Source organism: Rhodococcus globerulus (genome assembly GCF_019334125.1).
GTDB lineage: Bacteria > Actinomycetota > Actinomycetes > Mycobacteriales > Mycobacteriaceae > Rhodococcus_F > Rhodococcus_F globerula.
This window is the reverse complement of sequence record NZ_CP079698.1, coordinates 1935258-1955557: the sequence shown is the minus strand read 5'-3', so window position 1 is coordinate 1955557 and position 20300 is coordinate 1935258. Positions and strand designations below refer to the sequence as shown.

Here is a 20300-nt window from a genome sequence, read left to right as displayed (position 1 = left end):
TTTCACGGTGGAGGTGTCCTGATGGGCAAGCAACGCGCGACGGATTACGACGTCCTGATTGTCGGATCCGGATTCGGCGGAAGCGTGAGCGCGCTTCGCCTTGTGGAGAAGGGCTACAAGGTAGGTGTCATCGAAGCGGGCCGACGGTACGCCGATGCAGAGTTCGCGAAGACGAGCTGGGATCTGAAGAAGTTCTTGTGGGCGCCCAAGCTGGGTTGCTTCGGTATTCAGCGGGTTCACCTGCTGCGCGACTGCTTGATTCTGGCCGGCGCGGGAGTGGGCGGTGGTTCGCTGAACTACGCGAACACGCTCTACCAGCCGCCGGAGCCGTTCTTCCAGGACAAGCAGTGGGCGCACATCACCGATTGGCGCAGCGAGCTCACTCCCTACTACGAGCAGGCGCAGAAGATGCTCGGTGTTGTGCGGAACCCACACATGACGCCGGCCGACGAGATCATGAAGTCGGTCGCAGACGACATGGGCGTCGGGGACACCTTCATTCAGACGCCGGTCGGGGTGTACTTCGGTGAGCCGGGCAAGAAAGCCGCCGACCCGTACTTCGGTGGTGTCGGTCCCGAGCGCACCGGGTGCATCGAGTGTGGCGAGTGCATGACCGGCTGCCGCCACGGCGCCAAGAACACGCTCCTCAAGAACTACCTCGGCTTGGCCGAGACCGCGGGCGCCGACATCATTCCCATGACCACCGTCTCGGGACTTCGCGAGCACCATGACGGCACGTGGGATGTGTTCACCGAGCGCACCGGTGCATACGCGCGCAAGAACCGTCGGACGTACACCGCCGCTCATGTGATTCTCGCGGCCGGAACCTGGGGAACGCAGCACTTGTTGTTCGACATGAAGGACACCGGAGCGCTACCAAAGCTGTCCGGCACACTGGGCGAACTCACGCGCACCAACTCCGAATCCATTGTCGGCGCAGGCAAATACAAGGTCGATCCCAATCTCGATCTCACGCACGGAGTTGCGATCACGTCGTCGTTCCACCCCAGCGAGGACACGCATATCGAGCCGGTTCGCTACGGCAAGGGTTCCAATGCGATGGGCCTGCTGCAGACTCTGATGACCGACGGCGGTGGAGACAAGCCACGGTGGGTCAAGTTCCTCGGTGTGGTCGCGAAGAATCCGTATCAGATGCTGCGCATGCTCACGGTCAAGGACTGGAGCGAGCGAACCATCATCGCCCTGGTCATGCAGAACCTCGACAACTCCATCACCACGTACACGAAGAAAGGCCTGTTCGGCCGTCGCAAGGTCACCAGCAAGCAGGGCCACGGTCAGCCGAATCCGACGTGGATCCCCGAGGGCAACGACGCGACGCGTCGGGTTGCCGAGAAGATCGACGGCGTTGCCGGTGGCACGTGGGGCGAGATCTTCAACGTCCCGCTGACAGCGCACTTCCTCGGCGGTTGCGCTATCGCCGAGGACGCTGACCGCGGCGTGATCGATCCGTATCACCGCGTCTTCGGCTATCCGACGCTCAGCGTCGTCGACGGTGCCGCGGTGTCCGCGAACCTCGGCGTGAACCCGTCGCTGACCATCGCGGCGCAGGCTGAGCGTGCGGCGTCGCTTTGGCCGAACAAGGGGGAGGCAGACCTTCGTCCAGCTCAGGGCAGTGGCTACGAGCGGTTGACTCCGATCGCCCCCAAGTCGCCGGTGGTACCGGCGTCGGCACCGGCGGCACTGGTTCTTCCGATTGTGAAGATCACGGGCGGAAAGAAGACGGCAGCGCCCGGAGTGGCATAACACTGTGGCGTAGCGAGGTGATCTTCGTCGCCCCCGGACTCTCGTATGCTGCGCAGAGTCCGGGGGTGCGCAGGTTCGCTAGCTGGGGCGATTAGACTGCACGTGTGGCAGATATCGAGCAGCAGAGACCAGTTCTTGTCGTCGACTTCGGTGCGCAGTACGCGCAGCTGATCGCACGTCGAGTCCGTGAGGCCAAGGTCTACTCGGAGGTGATTCCGCACACCATGACCGTCGAGGAGATCGTGGCCAAGAAGCCCTTGGCTGTGGTGCTCTCCGGCGGGCCGTCCAGCGTGTATGCCGACGGCGCTCCGAAGCTCGATCCGGCACTGTTCGACCACGACATTCCGGTGTTCGGCATCTGCTACGGATTCCAGGCGATGGCCGGAGCTCTCGGCGGCACCGTGGCCGAGACCGGCACCCGTGAATACGGTCGTACCGACATCTCGGTGTCCGGTGGCCTGCTCCACGACGGACTTCCCGCGACGCAGCCGGTGTGGATGAGCCACGGCGACGCCGTCACCGAAGCGCCTTCGGGATTCGAGGTCACCGCGACCAGTGACGGCGCTCCCGTCGCAGCGTTCGAGGATCGCGCCCGCAAGCTCGCCGGCGTTCAGTACCACCCCGAGGTTCTGCATTCCCCGCACGGACAGCAGGTTTTGAGCCGCTTCCTGCACGAGATCGCCGGTATTCCGGCAGCGTGGACGGCGTCCAACATCGCCGACGCGCTCATCGAGCAGGTGCGTGAGCAGGTCGGCGACGGACACGCCATCTGTGGTCTGTCCGGTGGAGTCGACTCCGCTGTTGCGGCTGCATTGGTTCAGCGCGCTATCGGCGACCGGTTGACCTGTGTGTTCGTCGATCACGGTCTGATGCGTGCCGGTGAGCGCACCCAGGTCGAGAAGGACTTTGTTGCCGCGACGGGCGCTCGCCTGATCACGGTCGACGCCGCCGACACCTTCATCGGTGAACTGGCCGGCGTCACCGATCCCGAAACCAAGCGCAAGATCATCGGCCGCGAATTCATCCGCAGCTTCGAAGGCGCTGTCAGCGATGTCCTGGGCGAGAACGCTTCTCAGGGCGCAACTGTCGACTTCCTCGTTCAGGGCACCCTGTACCCGGACGTCGTGGAGTCCGGTGGCGGCACCGGCACCGCAAACATCAAGAGCCACCACAACGTCGGCGGCCTGCCGGAAGATCTGCAGTTCAAGCTGGTCGAACCGCTGCGCCTGTTGTTCAAGGACGAGGTCCGCGCAGTCGGCCGCGAACTCGGCTTGCCGGAAGAGATCGTCGGACGCCAGCCGTTCCCCGGACCGGGCCTTGGTATCCGCATCATCGGCGAGGTCACCCGTGACCGCCTCGAAATCCTCCGCCAGGCGGATTCCATTGCGCGTGAAGAACTCACGTCCGCAGGCCTCGACGGAACGATCTGGCAGTGCCCGGTTGTCCTCCTCGCCGACGTGCGCAGCGTGGGCGTGCAGGGCGACGGCCGGACCTACGGCCACCCGATCGTCTTGCGTCCGGTCTCGAGTGAAGACGCGATGACCGCAGACTGGACGCGCTTGCCGTACGAGACCCTCGAGCGCATTTCCACGCGCATCACCAATGAGGTTCCGGACGTCAACCGCGTTGTTCTCGACGTGACGAGCAAGCCGCCGGGAACGATCGAGTGGGAGTGAGCTGATTGCTGTGCGCCTTCGTCAACCGACCGCGGTTGATGAAGGCGCACAGTGTTATTTGTGGTTCGAGCTATTTGCGGTTCGGCAGAATCACCAGCAGTAGGCCGGCGATGACTGCTGCTCCCACGAACAGCCACCGGAATTGAATGTCTGCTGCCGGGGCAAGGGAGAAGGGTCCGAGTAGTGCCCATCCGCTGACCAGGAATGCCGCGATTCCCGCGATGAGCAGAAGTGCGGACGGACGCTTGGATTTCGAGGTTTCCTCGTGTTCTTCGGTGCTGTTGCCGATGTCGTCGTAGTCGCTCATTACTGGTGTACCTCCAAGGCTCCGAATGTGGCTTTGGCGTTGATCGTCACGGTGGGGGCATCAGGTCCGGCCGCTGCGCCGGCGTGGACTCCACCGTCGAGGCAACGGGATCCGTCACCCATCACGACTGTGCAGTCGTTCTGTGCCTTGACCGTCGGCGGCAGCAATACCTTGAACTCGCCGAATGCCGCCGAGACGTCGATGGTCTTGTCCTCGGTGAAGGTGACCTCGCTCAGATCCAGTGTGAAGCTGCCGAAGCCGCCGGAGTACGAGGACTGAATCTCGGACACGCTGGCCGGTGTCCACTTCTGCTCACCTGACGCGTCGAACTCGAGCGGGTAAACCAGCGACGCGAGGATCACGAAGCCGACGAGCGGTCCGGTGACGATCAGCAGCCCGTATCCCTTGCGGAAGAACGCCCCGAAGATCAATCCGAGTGCGATCACGGCAAGTCCGACTGCCCCGACACGGCCGGGGGTGAACCAGTCGTTGCCGGTTGCTGCGCCTGCGGCACCGACTGCGGTGGCGGCGATGATCGCCAGGCCCAGGACGGTCAGGGTCCAGCGGGAGCGTCGACGGCGAGGCGGAAGCGGTAGCAGGGGAGGGTTCTTGGTCACGGGGTCGGGTAGATCCCAGGCGAAGGGAGCAACGCCGAGCGGGTCCCACGCGGGCGGCGTGATGGCGGGCTCGCTCTTCGAAAGATCAACTGCTGGTGCCGATTCCGATGACGAAGTTGCTGCGGCCGGATCCGTGGGAACGTAGCTGTCGGGAAGCTTGGTGTACGGCGTGTACGTCGGCGGCTGGTTCGGGGCGAAGTATCCCGGGGTGAATGGTCCCGGGGTGAATCCTGTTCCGGGATAGACCGTTCCGGCGCCGATGTGCTGAGTGGACGAAGGTGGCAGCACCGGTGGGACAGGTTGGCGTTGGTAGAGCAGCCACAGGCCGCCGAGCATCAGCATGACGCCGATCAGTCCCGAACCGCCCTGGCCGGCGCCGAGCGGACCGATCGTAGTCGCGGCGATAGCGAGGGCTACCACCAGGACGATGGTTTTGGTGTGCTTGTCCGAGCGGTGGCGACGACCCGGCGCCGCTGCGGTTTGGCCGATGTCTGCGCGCGGGAAAGTCAGCCAGGCCACGACGTACAGCAAGATTCCCGAGCCGCCGAAGATGGTGGAGATGACAAAGGCAACGCGCACGAGGATCGGGTCGACACCGTATCGGTATCCGATTCCTGCGCATACGCCGGCAACGTGACCCTGGTCCGGTAGACGCACGGGGCGGGTCCGCCACAGATCGTTGATCTGTTCCTGGAAGGTCGGATTACTCATGGCTCCATCGTGGTGTGTTCGGGGGTGTTGCCGCATCAGGGGTGAACCCTGATCTTTGGCGCGCTTCTGGCCTGACTTCAGGGTTGGACCCTGATGTGCTCGAGCAGGGTTCGTGCCAGTATCGACTATGTGCAATCTGTGTCTGATCCCGCGCTCGTGAGTGCGCCGCTGCCGATACGAAAGTTGGAGCGGCGCTCCGGCGGTCGAATTGTGGGTGGTGTTGCCGGCGGTATCGCGGATCACCTTGGTATCGACGCGCTGAAGGTCCGTGTCGCGTTTGCGATTCTGGCTGCGATGGCCGGTGCGGGCATCGTCGCGTACGGAATTCTCTGGGTTTTCGTGTCGGCGGGTACCGACACCGAGAAGCCGAGCGCGGCAGAGCGACAGCGTGCTTACGGTCTGGCCGTTCTCGGTCTGGGCGGCGCGGCGGCGTTGTCGTGGTTGTTCAGCGGCACGGCGGGTTCTGTTCTGGCGCCGTTTTTTGTTGTTGCGGTCGGTGCGGCACTGGTGTGGCGGGAGTTCGATTCCGAAGGCCCTCGTACCGTCATCGGGTTGCCGGCGCGGCCGACCGTCCTGACGTGGACGCGCGTGGTCGGCGGCGCATCGATGATCGTGCTGGGGCTGGCGGTCGTGGTGTTGGCGCAAGTCGACATCGACGCGTTGCGGTCGTCGTTGTTGGCCGTCGTCGTGACGTTGATCGGCGCCGGTTTGCTGACGGTTCCGTTGTGGTTGCGGATGTGGCGGGCGCTCGGGGCTGAGCGGGCCGCTCGAATTCGCAACGACGAGCGTGAAGAGATCGCGTCACACCTGCATGATTCGGTGTTGCAGACGTTGGCGTTGATCCAGAAGCAGTCCGACAATCCGGTGGAAGTGGCGCGGCTTGCCCGTGGGCAGGAGCGCGAGCTTCGGAAGTGGCTGTTCAGTGGCGGCGAGATCGACCACACGAGCCTGACCGAAGGGCTCAAGATCATCGCGGGTGAGGTGGAGGATCAGCACGGTGTGACGGTGCGTCCGGTGACGGTGGGTGACGTGCAGTTGGACGGCGAGGACGGTCTGCCGAAGGAAGCGTTCACCGCACTTCTCGGCGCTACGCGTGAGGCTCTGGTCAACGCAGCGAAGCACTCCGGCGAGAAGGAGATCAACCTGTTTGCCGAGGTGGAAGGTGATCAGGTGAGCATCTTCGTTCGAGATCGCGGTGTCGGATTCGACGTCGACGCGGTACCAGAGGACCGTCAAGGTCTGGCCAAGTCGATTCGCGGCCGGATCGAGCGTCGTGGTGGCCGCGTCGTGGTTCGCTCCACCATCGGCAAGGGGACGGAAATCCGGGTACACATGCCGCTCGGGGGCAAGACGAGCACCGACTCTGACTTACAGTGGGACGAGCCCGCCGACCTTGTCGACAACCCGGAGGAAGCGCCCCAGTGACAGTTTTGCCCACACCCCCGTATCGCGTATTCCTTGTCGACGATCACGGGGTGTTCCGCTCCGGGGTTCGGGCCGAATTGTCCCGTGAAGACGACATGGAGATTGTCGGTGAGGCCGGTGGGGTGGCCGAGGCGATCGCCGGGATCAACTCCACGAAACCCCACGTGGTCCTGCTCGACGTACACATGCCGGACGGCGGCGGGGTGGCTGTGCTGCGCGGGATAGATTCCGGTCCGGTGTGCTTGGCACTCAGCGTTTCCGATGCGGCTGAGGACGTAATCGCGGTAATCCGGGCGGGTGCTCGGGGCTACGTCACCAAGACGATTTCGGGTGCCGAACTGGCCGACGGTGTCCGCCGGGTCGCAGGCGGCGACGCCGTCTTCGGGCCCAGGCTGGCGGGTTTTGTGCTCGACTCCTTCACCGGTCGATCCGCGGCACCGGAACCACAACTCGATCCGGAACTCGATTCACTGACTCCCCGTGAACTCGAGGTCCTGCGGTTGCTCGCGCGGGGGTACACCTACCGCGAGATTGCGGAGGAGCTGGTGATCTCCGTGAAAACCGTCGAGACGCATGCGTCCAACGTCCTGCGAAAGACCCAGCAGTCCAATCGCAATGCGCTGACACGCTGGGCTCATCGCCGCCAGATCGACTGAACTCTTCCGCGAGCGTCCACGAACGCGCACCATGGACCACATGACGGAACCACTGGCGCTGGCGTCGAGTCGTGGGCGTTGGGTTGTTGCCGCCACGGTTCTCGGTTCGAGCATGGCTCTTCTCGACGGCACGGTGGTCAACATCGCGCTGCCGCACATCGGCGAGGAGTTGGGTTCCGGGGTAGCGGGCCTGCAGTGGACGCTCAGCGGGTACACGTTGGCTCTGGCGTCGTTGATTCTGCTCGGCGGCGCTCTGGGGGACCGGTGGGGTAGGCGCCGGGTGTTCGTGTGGGGCACGGTGTGGTTCGCGGTGGCGTCGCTGCTGTGCGGCATTGCTCCCGACATCACATTTTTGGTGGTGGCGCGAATCCTGCAAGGCGTGGGTGCGGCACTGCTGACGCCGGGCAGTCTGGCCATCATCTCGGCGTCGTTGCGTGAGGAGGATCGGGGCGCTGCCATCGGTTTGTGGTCTGGACTCGGGGGAGTTGCGGGAGCGATAGGTCCGCTGTTCGGTGGCTGGCTCGTGGAGGTCGCCGGGTGGCGGTCGGTGTTCTTCCTGAACTTGCCGTTGGCTGCTCTTGTCGTGTGGGCGAGTGTGCGGCACGTTCCGGAGAGTCGCGACCCGCATCCTCCGGAACGTCTGGATGTACTCGGATCTGCCTGTGCGGTAGTCGGTCTCGGTGCGTTGACCTACGGGTTGATCGAGATGAACCTGGTCGCGGGAGTGGTCGGCGCTCTCGTGTTGTGCCTGTTTGTCGTTGTGGAGCGACGGTCGCCGAGTGCGGTGGTGCCGCCGTCGCTGTTCCGGTCGAGAATGTTTGTCGCCGCCAATCTGGTGACTCTGGCGGTATACGCGGCGCTGGGCGGTGTGTTCTTCCTGCTGGTGCTGCAGTTGCAGCTGGTCGCGGGCTATTCGCCGGTGGCAGCGGGGGTCGCTACGGTGCCGATCACGGTGGCGCTATTGCTCTTTTCCTCGCGCGCCGGTAGGTACGCGCAAATTCACGGACCCCGGTTGCCGATGACCGCCGGGCCGGCAGTGGCTGCAGTGGGATTGGTGTTGATGACGAGGATCGGGGTCGACGCGTCGTACCTCACCGACGTGCTACCCGGAGTTCTCGTGTTCGGACTGGGTTTGTCGGTGATGGTCGCGCCGCTGACCGCGGCCGTGTTGGGGTCGGTTCCGGTGGAGCAGTCGGGAATTGCGTCGGGTGTGAACAACGCCGTTGCCCGAACCAGTCAGCTCCTGGCTGTTGCCGCGTTGCCGGGAATCGCGGGGATCAACACCGAAGCTCTGGCGGATCCGGCGCTGTTCTCCGACGGATTCACGATCGCGATGTACATCTGTGTGGGACTGCTGTTGCTCGGTGCGGCTATCGCGGCCGTACTGATCCGCGCTCCGGCGGCGCCGCCGATGCCGGAAACGGATTCGGTTGCCTGCAAACCACATTGTGATCTGACGGGGCCTGCGGTACAACCGAGTCGGGCCCAGGATTAGGCGCTGGACTAGACGCTGATATCTCGATCGTGGCTCGGTACCAACGGGATTGCCGCGGCGGGGAAGGCGGCGACTATCGCAAACGCGATGGGATACCCGACCACACCGATGAGTGCGCCGACCACCGGCCCCACGGCGGACGCGGCAATGAATTGTCCGGTGTTCTGAGCGCCCAACGCTTTTCCCTGCCAGGTAGGCCCGGCCGCTTCGGCGACGGACGTGAACGCCAAGCCGTTGTCCGCGACACTGACAGTGGTGGCGATCAGCAGCACCAACGCCGGGATTCCCCACGGGGCGGCGTCGGCGGCAGCCATGGCCAGCATGACAACGGCGGCAGACATCGACACCAGGCGAAGCGGGCCGACCCGGCTACCGGCGCGGTCACTCCACATCCCGACGACGATGCGTCCCAGCGCCCCGACGAACTGTGACGCTCCGATGAGCAGGCCGGCCGGGGCGGCTTCCCAGTGTTGTTCGTTGATCAGCCAGACCAGTCCGAATGTCGACAGTGTGAACTGCGGAAACACCAGGAGAGCTGACGCCAGGTGGATACGCCACAGGAAGGAGTTCGAACGGTAGGGGTTGGCGGCCGCGACGGGTGCCTGTGCGGTGGTGGCAGGCCGCGGGGGATTTACCAGGGCAAGTGCGCAGACCACTGCGAGTGCGCCGTTGAGAATCACGGACAGAGCAACCGCCGAACCGATTCCCGAGTGCGCAGCCAGCGTCGGAACGGTGACCGAAGCGATGGTGACGCCCAAGGGTTGGGACATCTGCCGGATGCCCATCGCCAATCCGCGGCGGTCCTTCGGAAACCAGCCGACAACCACGCGTCCGCTGGCGGCGTTGGTGCTGGCGGCCGACATGCCGCCGAACAGGAACGCGATACCGAGCAACGCGTAATTGTCGGTGGTGGTGGCAGCCAGGGCCGCAACGGCGGTCAAGGCAAGTCCGATCGAGATGACCCACTTTTCACCGAATCTGTCGGCCAACGCTCCCCAGGCCACGAGCGTGAGGACCATACCGAAAGTGGGCGCCGCAGCCAGAGTTCCGGCCTGCGCCAGTGAGAGACCGTGCTCGGAATGCAGGAGTGGGATCAGGAAGGCGGGAGTGCTGACGAAGACGGTTCCGGCGGCTTGGGCGGCAACACCGAGGGCAAGCATCGTCCATGCCCGCGGTGTGACTACCGATTTTTCCAACCGTGACGCCTCAGTCATGGTGAGCCTCCCAATTCTTCTTTGGTTGAGGGCTCCGACGCTACTCCGGCTGTTTCACATGCTGAAACTGTAATCCCAAAATGTGGTCATTGCTCGTGGCCGGCAGTGGGGAGGCGAACGGTGAAGACCGTGTCTCCGTCCACCTGGTCGACGCCGATGGTGCCGCCGTGCAAGTGGATGTTCTCGACTGCGAGGGAGAGTCCCAACCCGCTGCCCTCGCTGCGTCCTCGTGCGGTGTCTACCTTGTAGAACCGGCGAAAGATTGCCTGCCGGTCCTGGGGCAAGATGCCCGGTCCGTGATCGACGACGGCGATGACGGCGTAACCGGGTTCGGCGCTGAGTTCGACGCGTACCGGGGGTGAACCGTGCCGCAGTGCGTTGCCGACGAGGTTGGCGACGACGATGTCGATCCGACGCGAATCCACTCTGCTGCTGATGCTTTCGGGCGCGTTGAGCTCGACGGTTTCGGTCCAGCCGCGGCTTGCCAGTGTGCGCTCGGTCAGTTCGACGAGATCGACGTCGTCGAGGACGAGGCGTGCCTGTTGTGAGTCGTGGCGAGACATTTCGATCAGATCCTCGACGAGTCGAGTGAGTTTGCCGATCTCGCTGCTCACGATGCGTGCGGCGGCACCGGCGTCGGGCGGAAGGTTGGGGATCTCTTCGCGAAGTATTTCACTGACCGGCACCAGTGCGGCCAGTGGCGTTCGCAGCTCGTGAGAGACGTCGGCGACAAACCGTCTTGCCCGCTCTTCGGATTCTTCGAGACCTTTGATCACCGCTTCGTTGCGCGCGACCATGTTGTTGAATGTTGTTGTCACCTGGGCAAGTTCGGCTACTCCGTTTTCCGGAAGGCGGACGCTGAGATCGCCGTCGGCGGCACGGGCGGCGGCCGCGTCGAGACGCTTGAGCGGACGTACCAGCGTCGACGCGATCCAGAAGCCGAGCAGACCGCTGACCAGCACGCCGGCAGCGAGGGTGAGACCGACGACTCGGAGCAGGTCGTCGAACTTGTCCTGTACCCCCACCAGTGGCCGGACGGTGACAGCTTTCACAAGTGTCTGGTTGTCGTAGCCGTCCTCCGCGGTCGTGTCCGTGACGTTGACGGACATCCCCAGCAGGATGCGCTCGGAGTCGAGTCTCTCGAAGCGGATCAGTTTCGAACTGTCCAAACCGCTGTCGAAGCTCGGCGGGATCGTCGCGGGATCGACGGATCCTTGGCGAACTACTTCACCGTCTGTGATCAGGGTCAGATCGGATGGGAAGACCTGTGAGAGGTTGGCGGGTGTCAACCCGTCGACCGGCATGCCGTCGAGGGACTGTAGCTCGTCGCGAAATTGTGCCGTTGCCACGTCCTGAGCATTGGAATAGATCCACGACCGCGCCATGAGCGATACCGCGCCGGCTGTTCCTCCGGCGATGATGAGGACGATTGCGATGAACACCAGCACGAGCCGGGTCCGCAGGCCGTCGACGCGCAGCCAGGCCGGTCTCATCGACCTGAGCCGGTGTTGAAGCGATATCCGAAGCCGCGCACGGTTTCGATGACTGTCGGTACGGCTGGGTCGTCCTCGATCTTTCCACGCAGTCGCTGCACCGCTGCGTCGACGATTCGGGAATCGCCCAGGTACTCCTGGTCCCAGGCGGCGGACAACAACTGTCGACGACTGAGAACCTGTCCGGGATTCTCCGTGAGTGCCAGGATCAGGCGGAGCTCGGTCGGTGTCAGGGTCAGCAGTGTTCCGCCCTTGCGGACCTGCAATGACGATCGATCCAGTTCCAAGTCGCCGAATGTCTCTGCCGCCGGTACTGCATCTGTTCGCGTCGTTGCGGGCGCCGACCGACGCACGACGGCTTTGATGCGAGCGTCGAGGACACGCGGACTGGCCGGTTTGACGACGTAGTCGTCGGCGCCGGCCTCGAGGCCGGCAACGGTGTCGATGTCGTCGGATCGAGCGGTGAGAATGATGATCGGGATCGAACTACGCGTGCGGATGCGTCGACAGATCTCGTAACCGTCGGCACCCGGGAGTCCGAGATCGAGTAGGACGAGGTCGGTGGTGGTGAGTACGTCGTCGAAATCACTGTTGCCGTCGGGGCGATGGCTGACGTTGTGCCCGAGTCGGTTCAGTCCCAACGTGATTGCCTCGGCCACGGCTGGATCGTCCTCGATGAAAAGGATATTCACCATGATTAGGGGCCTTCCGGGGTCGGAGCAATCTCGGTCAGCCCACGGTACAGGTGTCACACTTTCGAGAGCCGTTCGTTGCCGGAGTTTGCCAGTACCGCGTGCCGTGCGGTGGTGGTGTTCAACGGAAATGCCGACACGGCGAGGGTGTAGCAACCGACGAGGAGTAGTGCACCCAGTACGTCACTCGGCCGGTGCCATTGCAGCACGACTACCGAGATCGCGGTCCCGATGGTGATCAGTGCGCCGTTGACGGCGACGACGCCCCGCCACCTGGCGGGTGTGACGAGCACTGTCGCGCAGACCAGAGCAGCGATGGCGGTGAGAGTCCCGCTGGGGAAGGAATTATGCATGACAAGACCGTTCAGGTCTGGTCGATCCAGCGACTGTTTGAGAACCCAGGCCGTCGTGATGGGGCCGAGGGTCACGACGGCGACGCGCAGTGCCAGCGCAATCGGGTTGTTGCGCAACGTGATCATGAGTACCACGAGCACTCCTCCCACTATCAGGATCGGGGTGAGCAGGCCGATGAACTCAGTGGAGAACACGCCGAGGACTTCAGACGTGGCCGCGCCCACCATGAGTTGTTGATCGACGATCTGGCCACCGGCAGTGTTGACCGCCAATTCGAATTCGATTACTCCGAGGATCAAGAGTGCCAGTGCGGCAAACAGTCTCGCTGGTTTGACTCGTGTCATGGTCAGCCTTCCGCTCTTTCATCCGAAGGGTTGTTGCGTTGGGGCGGGCATTCCCCACCAGGAGTGGTCGCCAGTTCGAAATGCCACATCTCGTTTGCATAGGTCTGGCAGAGGCCGTAATCGCTGCCGTGCTGGATAAGCCAGTCGTCGGCATCCGTCGGTCCGATGTCTACTGCCTGTCCGCTGACATGCTTGGACAGACTCGGGGGGTGCACCCACTTGGACGCTTCGTCCACGCTGCCGTACTTGGCTACGGCTTCGTCGAACAGTCGCTGTTGGTATGCGGCTGATCGCCAACCCGACGTGACATGCATGTCCACCCCGGATAACCGCGCATCCGCTGCGGCCATCTGCAGCGCCGCGAGAAGTGCGGAATCGAGGCGGGCCAGCGCGGGCATATGGGTGTCCGCCGCGCTGAGGCCGTCCTCGATCTCGCCGCCTGAGGGTCCTGAATCAGGTTGAGTGGCAAGGTAGTGATCGCTCTTGGGTGTGGCCGCCTCGGTGTACGAACACGCGCTGAGCATGAGCGCCCCGAGTGCGACTGCCCCGAGTGCGACTGCTCGGTGTGCGACGGGGCAGATGATTCCGCGGTGGCTGGGCATAGTGCAGAGACTGCTCGGTCAGTGTCACCAGGAGGTCGTCACTGTTCGTCGACGGTGTCACGGTCTGCAACAGCTCTGTAACAGGACGGAACGAGCCTGGTGGGGCGTGCGCTAAGCGGGTCGGGGAACGGATGCAAATGTGGACAGTTCGAACCACGAAGGCAAACTGCGACGCAGGGCTTCCGGGCCGGAAATGGTGACCTCACCTGATCGAATGGCGTCGGACCACGTCAGGTCGCCGCGCCAGATCTCGGTCAACGGCCTGAGCCCGGCCGATACGGACACGGTGACCTCGAAACCCGGGTCGAGGTCACAGACGTCGACCTCGTCGGAGTTGATGACCAGCCACCAGTTTCGTGACTGCCGATCGATTTCGGAAAAGACGAAGTGCACCACTGTTTTTCCGTTGGGCACAGCGGAGTGATCCACCCGTCGATGCATGTCCCACAGCAGGAGTTTGGGATCGAGATCCTGGTCGCCGAGTTCGCCGATCCAGCGGGTGCCCCAGATTCCCAGTGCCTCGACGACGGGGCGGAGTTCGCGTCCGGCGTCGGTGAGGCGGTACGTGACGACACCGTCGGTGTTGTCTCGGTAGGTGATTCCGGCGGAAGTGAGTTGGTGCAGACGTTTGGACAGCAACGTCGGCGACATGCGGGGAAGGCCGCGTCGCAGGTCGTTGAAATGGGTACTTCCCATCATGAGTTCGCGCAGGACCAGGAGCGTCCAGCGCTCGTCGAGTAGCTCCATCGCCTTGGCGACGGGGCAGAACTGGCGGTACGACGACCCCACTTGTCAATCGTAGGCCGATGGGTGGGGCTGGTACAGATCCAGTACTGGATCGGTGACACTCGATGGTCGTAACGTCGAGGTCAGAGTGGAAATCGGTACTGCGAAAATTGATGGAGGAGAACGATAATGACTGAAGCAGTGGAGTTGGACCGAGCCCTTAAATCCAAGCACCGGGTGATGTGGGGGTTGGGCAATTATCCTGCGGTGGCAACGGAGGTCATCCCGGAACTCGGGCCTGTTGTGGCGGCGGCAGGCGGCGTGCGCGCCGGTGATCGGGTTCTCGACATCGCGGCAGGTTCCGGCAATGTGGCTATTCCTGCGGCGGCACTCGGCGCGCAGGTGGTGGCAACGGACTTGACTCCCGAATTATTCGATGCGGGAAGGAAGATGGCAGCCGACGCGGATGTCGAACTCGAGTGGCGGGAGGCTGATGCCGAGGATCTACCGTTTGAAGACGGCGAGTTCGACGTGGTGCTCTCGTGCGTCGGTGTGATGTTTGCGCCGCATCATCAGCGGGCAGCGGACGAGCTTGTTCGAGTGTGCAAGGAAGGCGGCAGGATCGCTGTACTGAGCTGGACACCAACAGGTTTCATCGGCGAGATGTTCAAAGCCATGAAACCGTATGCACCTGCGCCACCTCCTGGTTCGCAGCCACCGCCGTTGTGGGGTGAGGAGAGTCATGTTCGTGAGCTGTTCGGTGACCGAGTTCGCGACCTGACTGCGCGTCGAGAAGCGCTGCAGGTGAGTAGGTTCCGCAATCCGGAAGACTTCCGCGACTTCTTCAAGGAGAATTACGGACCGACCATCGCCGTCTACCGCAATATTGCGGGCGACGACGCCAAGGTGGAGGCCCTCGACCGCGATCTCGTCGACTTGGCTCGCAAGTACAGCGCAGGAGGAGATTCCAGCGCCGGAGGGGATTCTCCGGGTATGGACTGGGAGTATCTACTCGTCACCGGTGTCAGGAGTACGTCATGACAAGCATTGATATTGCGCCGTTGAGATCGTCCGTCACCGGCCCGGTTTTCGGCCCGGAAGATTCGGGCTACGACGACGCGCGGGCCATCTGGAACGGCTCGATCGATCACCGCCCGGCTGGGATCGCCAGGTGCCTTTCGCCGTCGGATGTGGCTGCGGCACTGGGTTATGCCAGAGAACATGACTTGGAGGTGTCTGTCAGAGGTGGTGGGCATTCGTATCGTGGGGCCTCGGTGTGTGAGGGCGGTCTGATGATCGATCTCAGTGCACTGAACAACGTCACTGTTGATCCGTCGGCGCGTAGGGCGCGCGTAGGTGGCGGGGCGACGTTGGCGAACCTGGACGCCGCGACGCAGGAACACGGCCTGGCTGTGACAGGTGGGGTGATCAGCGATACCGGAGTGGGCGGTCTGACACTCGGCGGCGGCATGGGGTGGCTGACGCGAACGCTCGGATTGTCGATCGACAATCTGGCGTCGGCGGAGGTTGTGCTTGCCGACGGTGAGGTCGTGCGCGCGTCGGAAGAGAACCACCCCGATTTGTTCTGGGCGTTGCGAGGCGGGGGAGGTAATTTCGGTGTGGTGACCGAGTTCGAGTACCGGCTGAGCGCGATCGGGCCGGAAGTGCATCTCGGGTTCTTCTTCTGGGGGATGGACGACGGACCGGATGCGCTGCGTCTGTGCCGCGACGTGGTGCCGGCTCTGCCCCGCAACACGGGTGCGTTGATTGCTTCGAGCCTGTCCGCGCCGCCCGCGGCGTTTGTACCGGAGCAGTTCCACTTTCATCCCGGATGTGCCTTGCTGGTGGCAGGTTTCGGTTCCGCCGAGGAGCATGCGCAGGTGATTGCGCCCATCAGGGAAGGGCTGCCGCCGCTGTTCGAGTTCGTCACGCCGCTCCCGTACACGGGGTTGCAGTCGATGCTCGACGATGCCGAACCGTGGGGTGCGTACGCGTACGAGAAAGCTCTGGACCTAGGGGATCTCTCCGATGACGTGATCGGTGTTCTGACCGAACATGCGGTGAAGAAGTCGTCACCGATGTCGTTCATCCCGATCTTTCCGCTGCAGGGTGCGTTCACCGCCGTCGGCGACGACGATACGGCGTTCGGTGGTTCCCGTGCCCCGCACTACGTGTGCAACATGACGGCTACGGCGACGGATGCCGGGACTCTGGATCTGGATCGAACGTGGGTGCGCAATATCTGGGAAGCGTTGCGTCCCTTGTCGACCAATCCCGGTGGCTACGTCAATTTCATGACCGACGTCGACGAAGAGCGGGTTCGCAGTTCGTACGGATCCGGCAAGTATGCACGCCTGTCCAGGATCAAGGCACAGTACGATCCGCACAACCTGTTTCATCTCAACGCCAACATCAGGCCGGCTGCGTCGGCGCTGAAGTAGCGAATATTTAAACCGTGAACACCAGTACAAGCACGATCAGTATGGCCGCGATGATGATCGCCACCATCGCGGTCATGGCCAGTGGCGCCCAGGCGACCACTTTGTCCCGGGTGCTCGCGTCGGCGGGGCCGGTGGGTATTCGAGGGGGCCACGAGAACAGGTCGAGCGGGCTGGGGACAGAGCCGAGTGGCGTATTCTGTTGCACTGCAGGCAATCCGGTGACAGTAGGGCCCACCAGGCGATTGCGTCGGTGCGGGTCGGGGAGTTGGGTGGTGCGGTGCGCCCACGCCGGAACCGCTCCGTCGGACGAGAACACGGGGATGTCGATCAGCTGATCGACGGAACCGCCCCCGGTTGCTACCGCGGCGAGTGCGTCGCGGGCCTGGGCCATGGTGGGCCGACGCGTCGGGTCCGGTTCGAGAAGTTGGAGCAGCACGTCTGTGAGCGGTCCGGATTTGGTGGGACGGTAGATCTCGGCTTTGGCGACTCGGTGCAGCAATGCAATTGCGTCGGAGTCGATTCCGAAGGGTGGTTGGCCTTCGATCACCGTGAAGAGGGTCGAGCCGAGGGAGAAGACGTCGCTCGCTTCGGTGGGATCGTCGCCGCGGGCCACTTCGGGGGCGAAGTATGCGGGGGTGCCGGTGATGACTTCGTCTTGACGGTCCGATCCGTCGCCCTTGGCGCGCGCGATTCCGAAGTCGCTGATCTTGACGATGCCCAGGGAGTCGCCGCGATCGGCAATAAGAATGTTGCCCGGTTTGATGTCTCGATGCACAATTCCGGCAGCGTGCGACTCTGCGAGTGCTGCGGCGATCTGAGCGCCGATCTGAGCAACTTCGAGGGGCGGCAGAGTGTCGGCGAGGTTCATGGCCTGCGCGAGGCTGCGGGACGGGAAGTACTCCATGACCAGCCACGGTTCGCCGGCTTCGAGAGCGACGTCGTACATGCCGATGGAATGCGGGTGCGAGAGTTTGGCGGCGTTGCGGCCTTCACGAAGTGTTCGAGCGCGGATCTCCTCGGCGCTCTCGTTGTCGAGTCCGGCGGTGGTTGTGACCTGTTTCACCGCGACATCACGGCTGAGGAGGGTATCGCGGGCCAGCCAGACGGCGCCCATGCCGCCGCCGCCGATTTTGGATCGGAGTCGGTACCGCCCTGCCAGCAGGTATTCAGGGCCGATGCCCCTCCCTGTCTGCTCTCGAGATGTCACCACTCCAGGTTAGAGGATTGATACGGGTGTGACCCTCGAGGTTTGTGTGAACTTCGGACTTTTGTCGCTGCTTGACGGGTCCTCAGGGGCAGGCTTTACTGGAAACGAATCGAAACTATGTTCGATTGTGTTGTCTGTTCGATGCGTGTCAGACCCCGACTTCCCCGTGGTTTGCCGGCTTGAAAAAGATTGCCGGAAGTATCGCAGGACGGGGATGACGAAGTGACGGTGGTAGAGAGCGTTGCCGAGGCGGCGGGCGTGTCCCGCCAGGAGCGGTTGGCGGAACTCCGCAGCCGGATGGCCTCCATCCCGGCTCGCGGTGACGGGCAGGTTGTGTCGTCGATTTCCGTCGAGGCTGCAGTAGGAGTGACCGGGGATCGGGCGGACAAGGCGGGAATCCTGCCCGTGCCGGCCGGTATCGCAGAGTTGCTGCCGCAGGGCGGGTTGGTGCGGGGAACCGTGGTGTCCGTATCCGGGGCCGCGTCGTTGCTGGTGGGGTTGGTGGCCTCGGTGACCGCGTCTGGTGGAAATGTTGCCGTTGTCGGCAAGCCGCAGTTGGGAGTGTTGGCCGCGTACGAGATGGGTGCGCAGTTGGAGCGTCTTGCGTTTGTCCCGGATCCGGGGCCCGATCCGGTCGAAGTTGCCGCAGTGCTGCTCGACGGTATGGATCTGGTGATTCTGGGATTGGCGGGTGCGTCCGTGCCCCCGTCGCGGGCGCGGGCAGTGGTGGCCCGCGCCCGCAGTAAAGGTTCCACTCTTGTTGTGACGGATGGTCATTGGGATGGTGTGGAGGTGCGGCTGGAGGCGCAGGTCAACGGTTACGGCGGTTTCGGGTGCGGACGCGCGCTGGGGCGGGGACGGCTCGAATCGCTCAGCCTTGCCGTGCGTGCCCGAGGGCGCTCGTTCCAGCCGCGCACCACCCGTCTGGATATCTGCAGCGCAGCGGGACGGGTGGAATGGAAGCCTGCACTCGAGGTGGGCGCAGCGCAAGTGGTGGCCGCAGCTCAGGTGGTGGCACTGTGAGCAGGGTTCTGGCGCTCTGGTGTCCGGACTGGCCGGCAGTGGCGGCTGCTGCTGTAGCCGACCTTCCGGCTACTCACCCGGTTGCGGTGACGTCAGGCAACAGGGTGATCGCGTGCAGTGCGACGGCCAGATCGGAAGGAGTGCGTCGCGGGCTGCGCCGACGCGAGTCGCAGGCGCGGTGCCCGGAACTGTATGTGGCGGCGGCAGATCCGGAGCGGGATGCCCGATTGTTCGAGCCGGTTGCAGCGGCTGTCGATGCGGCTGCGCCCGGTGTGGAGGTGCTTCGTCCTGGCCTGCTGGTGTTGAGTTCACGCGGTGCCAGTCGCTATTTCGGCAGCGAGGAGGCCGCGGCAGAACGGTTGGTGGATCAGGTTGCTGCCGTGGGAGTCGAATGCCAGATCGGGGTGGCCGATCAGTTGTCGACCGCGGTGATAGCTGCACGACGAGCCGCGCTGGTACCGCTCGGCGAGGGCGCTCGGTTTCTTGCTCCGCTGCCGATGTCGGAGTTGGCGGCCGAGCCGAGTTTGTCCGCACCTCATCGCGGTGAGCTGGTGGATCTGCTGCGCAGGCTCGGGATCAGAACCATCGGCGCCTTTGCGGACTTGCCGGCCGTCGACGTGGCGTCGAGGTTCGGTACCGATGCGGTGTTGGCGCACCGGGCGGCGCGCGGTGAACCGGAACGACCACCGTCGGCCAGGGCGTTGCCACCGGATCTCGAGGTGGAGCAGCATTACGATCCGCCTATCGAACGTGTGGACGCCGCGGCCTTCGCCGGGCGTGCCCTGGCGATTTTGCTGCATGGCACGTTGTCCGGCGCCGGCGTCGCCTGCACGCGATTGCTGATATCGGCGAGCACCGAAAACGGCGAGAACCTCTCTCGCACGTGGCGCTGCGCCGAGCCGCTGACGCCGGAAGGAACGGCTGATCGAGTGCGGTGGCAACTCGACGGGTGGCTTACCGGCCGCAGTGAGGACAAGCCAACCGCAGGAATTACCGTGCTGCGCCTCGAACCGGTGGAGGTGGTCAATGCCGGCGCCTTGCAATTGGGCCTCTGGGGCGGAGTGGGTGATGAGGACGAACGGGCCAAGCGAGCGTTGGTGCGAGTGCAGGGGCTCTTGGGTGGCGAGTCGGTCCAGGTGGGTGTCCTCAGTGGTGGGAGGGGGCCGTCGGAGCGAATTACATTGGTGCCCTTGGGTGATGAGCGGGTAGCAGCGCATGATCCGGGGGCTCCGTGGCCGGGGCTGCTACCGCAGCCGTCACCGGGATCGGTGTACGTCGACAATCCGCGGGTGTGGCTGACAGACGCGTCGGGCAAAGCTGTGTACGTCACGGAACGCGGAGTGTTCAGCGCGCATCCGGCGAGGCTGAAGTGGGGGAGTAAGGAATGGGCGGTGCAAGGATGGGCAGGTCCGTGGCCGGTCGACGAGCGATGGTGGGATTCGGCCGCGGTGCGAACGGCGGCGCGGGCGCAGGTGCTGTTGGAACAATCACGCGCGTTGTTGATGATCTGTGAGGGTGGCGAGTGGTCGGTGGAAGGTGTGTACGAGTGAATA

At 63.9% G+C, this 20300-nt stretch carries 18 protein-coding genes; 9 read left to right on the top strand and 9 right to left on the bottom strand.

Annotated features, from left to right (window positions below):
• The first annotated feature begins 21 nt into the window (after positions 1-21).
• Positions 22-1764, top strand: a complete 1743-nt coding sequence (locus KYT97_RS08930) for a GMC oxidoreductase (RefSeq protein ID WP_033231324.1) — start codon at positions 22-24, stop codon at positions 1762-1764.
• 104 nt (positions 1765-1868) lie between these two features.
• Positions 1869-3440, top strand: a complete 1572-nt coding sequence (gene guaA, locus KYT97_RS08925) for a glutamine-hydrolyzing GMP synthase (protein ID WP_033231323.1) — start codon at positions 1869-1871, stop codon at positions 3438-3440.
• Positions 3441-3510: 70 nt separating this feature from the next.
• Here guaA and KYT97_RS08920 read toward each other — a convergent pair whose 3' ends face one another.
• Positions 3511-3747 (bottom strand): hypothetical protein, encoded by a 237-nt coding sequence (locus KYT97_RS08920; protein ID WP_045070771.1) that lies wholly within the window; start codon positions 3745-3747, stop codon positions 3511-3513.
• Positions 3747-5075 (bottom strand): PspC domain-containing protein, encoded by a 1329-nt coding sequence (locus KYT97_RS08915; RefSeq protein WP_045070769.1) that lies wholly within the window; start codon positions 5073-5075, stop codon positions 3747-3749. The genes KYT97_RS08920 and KYT97_RS08915 overlap by 1 nt, the downstream gene beginning before the upstream one ends.
• A gap of 93 nt (positions 5076-5168) precedes the next feature.
• Between KYT97_RS08915 and KYT97_RS08910 the strand changes: the two genes are divergently transcribed.
• Genes KYT97_RS08910 through KYT97_RS08900 form a run of 3 tightly spaced genes read left to right on the top strand, consistent with a single transcriptional unit; the run spans position 5169 to position 8651 of the window.
• Positions 5169-6500 carry an ATP-binding protein gene (locus tag KYT97_RS08910; protein WP_045070767.1) on the top strand — a complete coding sequence of 444 codons (1332 nt, stop codon included), beginning with the start codon at positions 5169-5171 and terminating at the stop codon, positions 6498-6500.
• Positions 6497-7156 carry a response regulator gene (locus KYT97_RS08905; protein WP_033231319.1) on the top strand — a complete coding sequence of 220 codons (660 nt, stop codon included), beginning with the start codon at positions 6497-6499 and terminating at the stop codon, positions 7154-7156. Before KYT97_RS08910 ends, KYT97_RS08905 begins: the two co-directional genes overlap by 4 nt.
• A gap of 40 nt (positions 7157-7196) precedes the next feature.
• Positions 7197-8651, top strand: coding sequence for an MFS transporter (locus KYT97_RS08900; protein ID WP_033231536.1), 1455 nt, complete (start codon positions 7197-7199; stop codon positions 8649-8651).
• Between the two features lie 8 nt (positions 8652-8659).
• Here KYT97_RS08900 and KYT97_RS08895 read toward each other — a convergent pair whose 3' ends face one another.
• The 6 genes from KYT97_RS08895 to KYT97_RS08870 all read right to left on the bottom strand — a co-directional run bounded on the left by KYT97_RS08895 (position 8660) and on the right by KYT97_RS08870 (position 14139).
• Positions 8660-9865 (bottom strand): MFS transporter, encoded by a 1206-nt coding sequence (locus KYT97_RS08895; RefSeq protein WP_219112127.1) that lies wholly within the window; start codon positions 9863-9865, stop codon positions 8660-8662.
• Positions 9866-9951: 86 nt separating this feature from the next.
• Positions 9952-11358 (bottom strand): sensor histidine kinase, encoded by a 1407-nt coding sequence (locus KYT97_RS08890; protein WP_219112126.1) that lies wholly within the window; start codon positions 11356-11358, stop codon positions 9952-9954.
• Entirely contained in the window at positions 11355-12053 is a 699-nt protein-coding gene (locus KYT97_RS08885) for a response regulator transcription factor (protein WP_045070762.1), read from the bottom strand. The genes KYT97_RS08890 and KYT97_RS08885 overlap by 4 nt, the downstream gene beginning before the upstream one ends.
• A 53-nt stretch (positions 12054-12106) precedes the next feature.
• Positions 12107-12748, bottom strand: a complete 642-nt coding sequence (locus tag KYT97_RS08880; protein WP_219112125.1) for a phosphatase PAP2 family protein — start codon at positions 12746-12748, stop codon at positions 12107-12109.
• A 2-nt stretch (positions 12749-12750) separates the two neighbouring features.
• A complete protein-coding gene (locus tag KYT97_RS08875; protein WP_219112124.1) occupies positions 12751-13350 on the bottom strand; it encodes a M15 family metallopeptidase in 600 nt (199 codons plus the stop codon).
• Between the two features lie 111 nt (positions 13351-13461).
• Entirely contained in the window at positions 13462-14139 is a 678-nt protein-coding gene (locus KYT97_RS08870) for a winged helix-turn-helix transcriptional regulator (RefSeq protein ID WP_033231313.1), read from the bottom strand.
• 126 nt (positions 14140-14265) lie between these two features.
• Here KYT97_RS08870 and KYT97_RS08865 point away from each other — a divergent pair, with 126 nt between their 5' ends.
• Together KYT97_RS08865 and KYT97_RS08860 are read left to right on the top strand one after the other, a co-directional pair.
• A complete protein-coding gene (locus KYT97_RS08865; protein WP_219112123.1) occupies positions 14266-15117 on the top strand; it encodes a class I SAM-dependent methyltransferase in 852 nt (283 codons plus the stop codon).
• Positions 15114-16517: an FAD-binding oxidoreductase gene (locus KYT97_RS08860; protein WP_219112122.1), complete on the top strand. Its 1404-nt coding sequence runs from the start codon at positions 15114-15116 to the stop codon at positions 16515-16517. The genes KYT97_RS08865 and KYT97_RS08860 overlap by 4 nt, the downstream gene beginning before the upstream one ends.
• A gap of 7 nt (positions 16518-16524) precedes the next feature.
• Here the strand turns inward: KYT97_RS08860 and KYT97_RS08855 are convergent, their stop codons facing one another.
• On the bottom strand, positions 16525-17724 hold the full coding sequence (locus KYT97_RS08855) for a serine/threonine-protein kinase (RefSeq protein WP_092801654.1): 1200 nt from the start codon (positions 17722-17724) through the stop codon (positions 16525-16527).
• A gap of 297 nt (positions 17725-18021) precedes the next feature.
• On the opposite strand from KYT97_RS08855, the gene KYT97_RS08850 reads away from it, so the two are divergent.
• Entirely contained in the window at positions 18022-18747 is a 726-nt protein-coding gene (locus KYT97_RS08850; protein ID WP_245006154.1) for a hypothetical protein, read from the top strand.
• Positions 18744-20297 (top strand): DNA polymerase Y family protein, encoded by a 1554-nt coding sequence (locus KYT97_RS08845; RefSeq protein WP_219112120.1) that lies wholly within the window; start codon positions 18744-18746, stop codon positions 20295-20297. Before KYT97_RS08850 ends, KYT97_RS08845 begins: the two co-directional genes overlap by 4 nt.
• The last annotated feature ends 3 nt before the right edge of the window (positions 20298-20300 follow it).

Bases quoted from the DNA above. Each gene is read 5' to 3' on its own strand.
- KYT97_RS08930 (WP_033231324.1), top strand. From the start codon at position 22: ATGGGCAAGCAACGCGCGACGGATTACGACGTCCTGATTGTCGGATCC.
- KYT97_RS08920 (WP_045070771.1), bottom strand. From the start codon at position 3,747: ATGAGCGACTACGACGACATCGGCAACAGCACCGAAGAACACGAGGAA.
- KYT97_RS08915 (WP_045070769.1), bottom strand. From the start codon at position 5,075: ATGAGTAATCCGACCTTCCAGGAACAGATCAACGATCTGTGGCGGACC.
- KYT97_RS08910 (WP_045070767.1), top strand. From the start codon at position 5,169: ATGTGCTCGAGCAGGGTTCGTGCCAGTATCGACTATGTGCAATCTGTG.
- KYT97_RS08900 (WP_033231536.1), top strand. From the start codon at position 7,197: ATGACGGAACCACTGGCGCTGGCGTCGAGTCGTGGGCGTTGGGTTGTT.
- KYT97_RS08895 (WP_219112127.1), bottom strand. From the start codon at position 9,865: ATGACTGAGGCGTCACGGTTGGAAAAATCGGTAGTCACACCGCGGGCA.
- KYT97_RS08890 (WP_219112126.1), bottom strand. From the start codon at position 11,358: ATGAGACCGGCCTGGCTGCGCGTCGACGGCCTGCGGACCCGGCTCGTG.
- KYT97_RS08885 (WP_045070762.1), bottom strand. From the start codon at position 12,053: ATGGTGAATATCCTTTTCATCGAGGACGATCCAGCCGTGGCCGAGGCA.
- KYT97_RS08880 (WP_219112125.1), bottom strand. From the start codon at position 12,748: ATGACACGAGTCAAACCAGCGAGACTGTTTGCCGCACTGGCACTCTTG.
- KYT97_RS08875 (WP_219112124.1), bottom strand. From the start codon at position 13,350: ATGCCCAGCCACCGCGGAATCATCTGCCCCGTCGCACACCGAGCAGTC.
- KYT97_RS08865 (WP_219112123.1), top strand. From the start codon at position 14,266: ATGACTGAAGCAGTGGAGTTGGACCGAGCCCTTAAATCCAAGCACCGG.
- KYT97_RS08860 (WP_219112122.1), top strand. From the start codon at position 15,114: ATGACAAGCATTGATATTGCGCCGTTGAGATCGTCCGTCACCGGCCCG.
- KYT97_RS08850 (WP_245006154.1), top strand. From the start codon at position 18,022: ATGGCCTCCATCCCGGCTCGCGGTGACGGGCAGGTTGTGTCGTCGATT.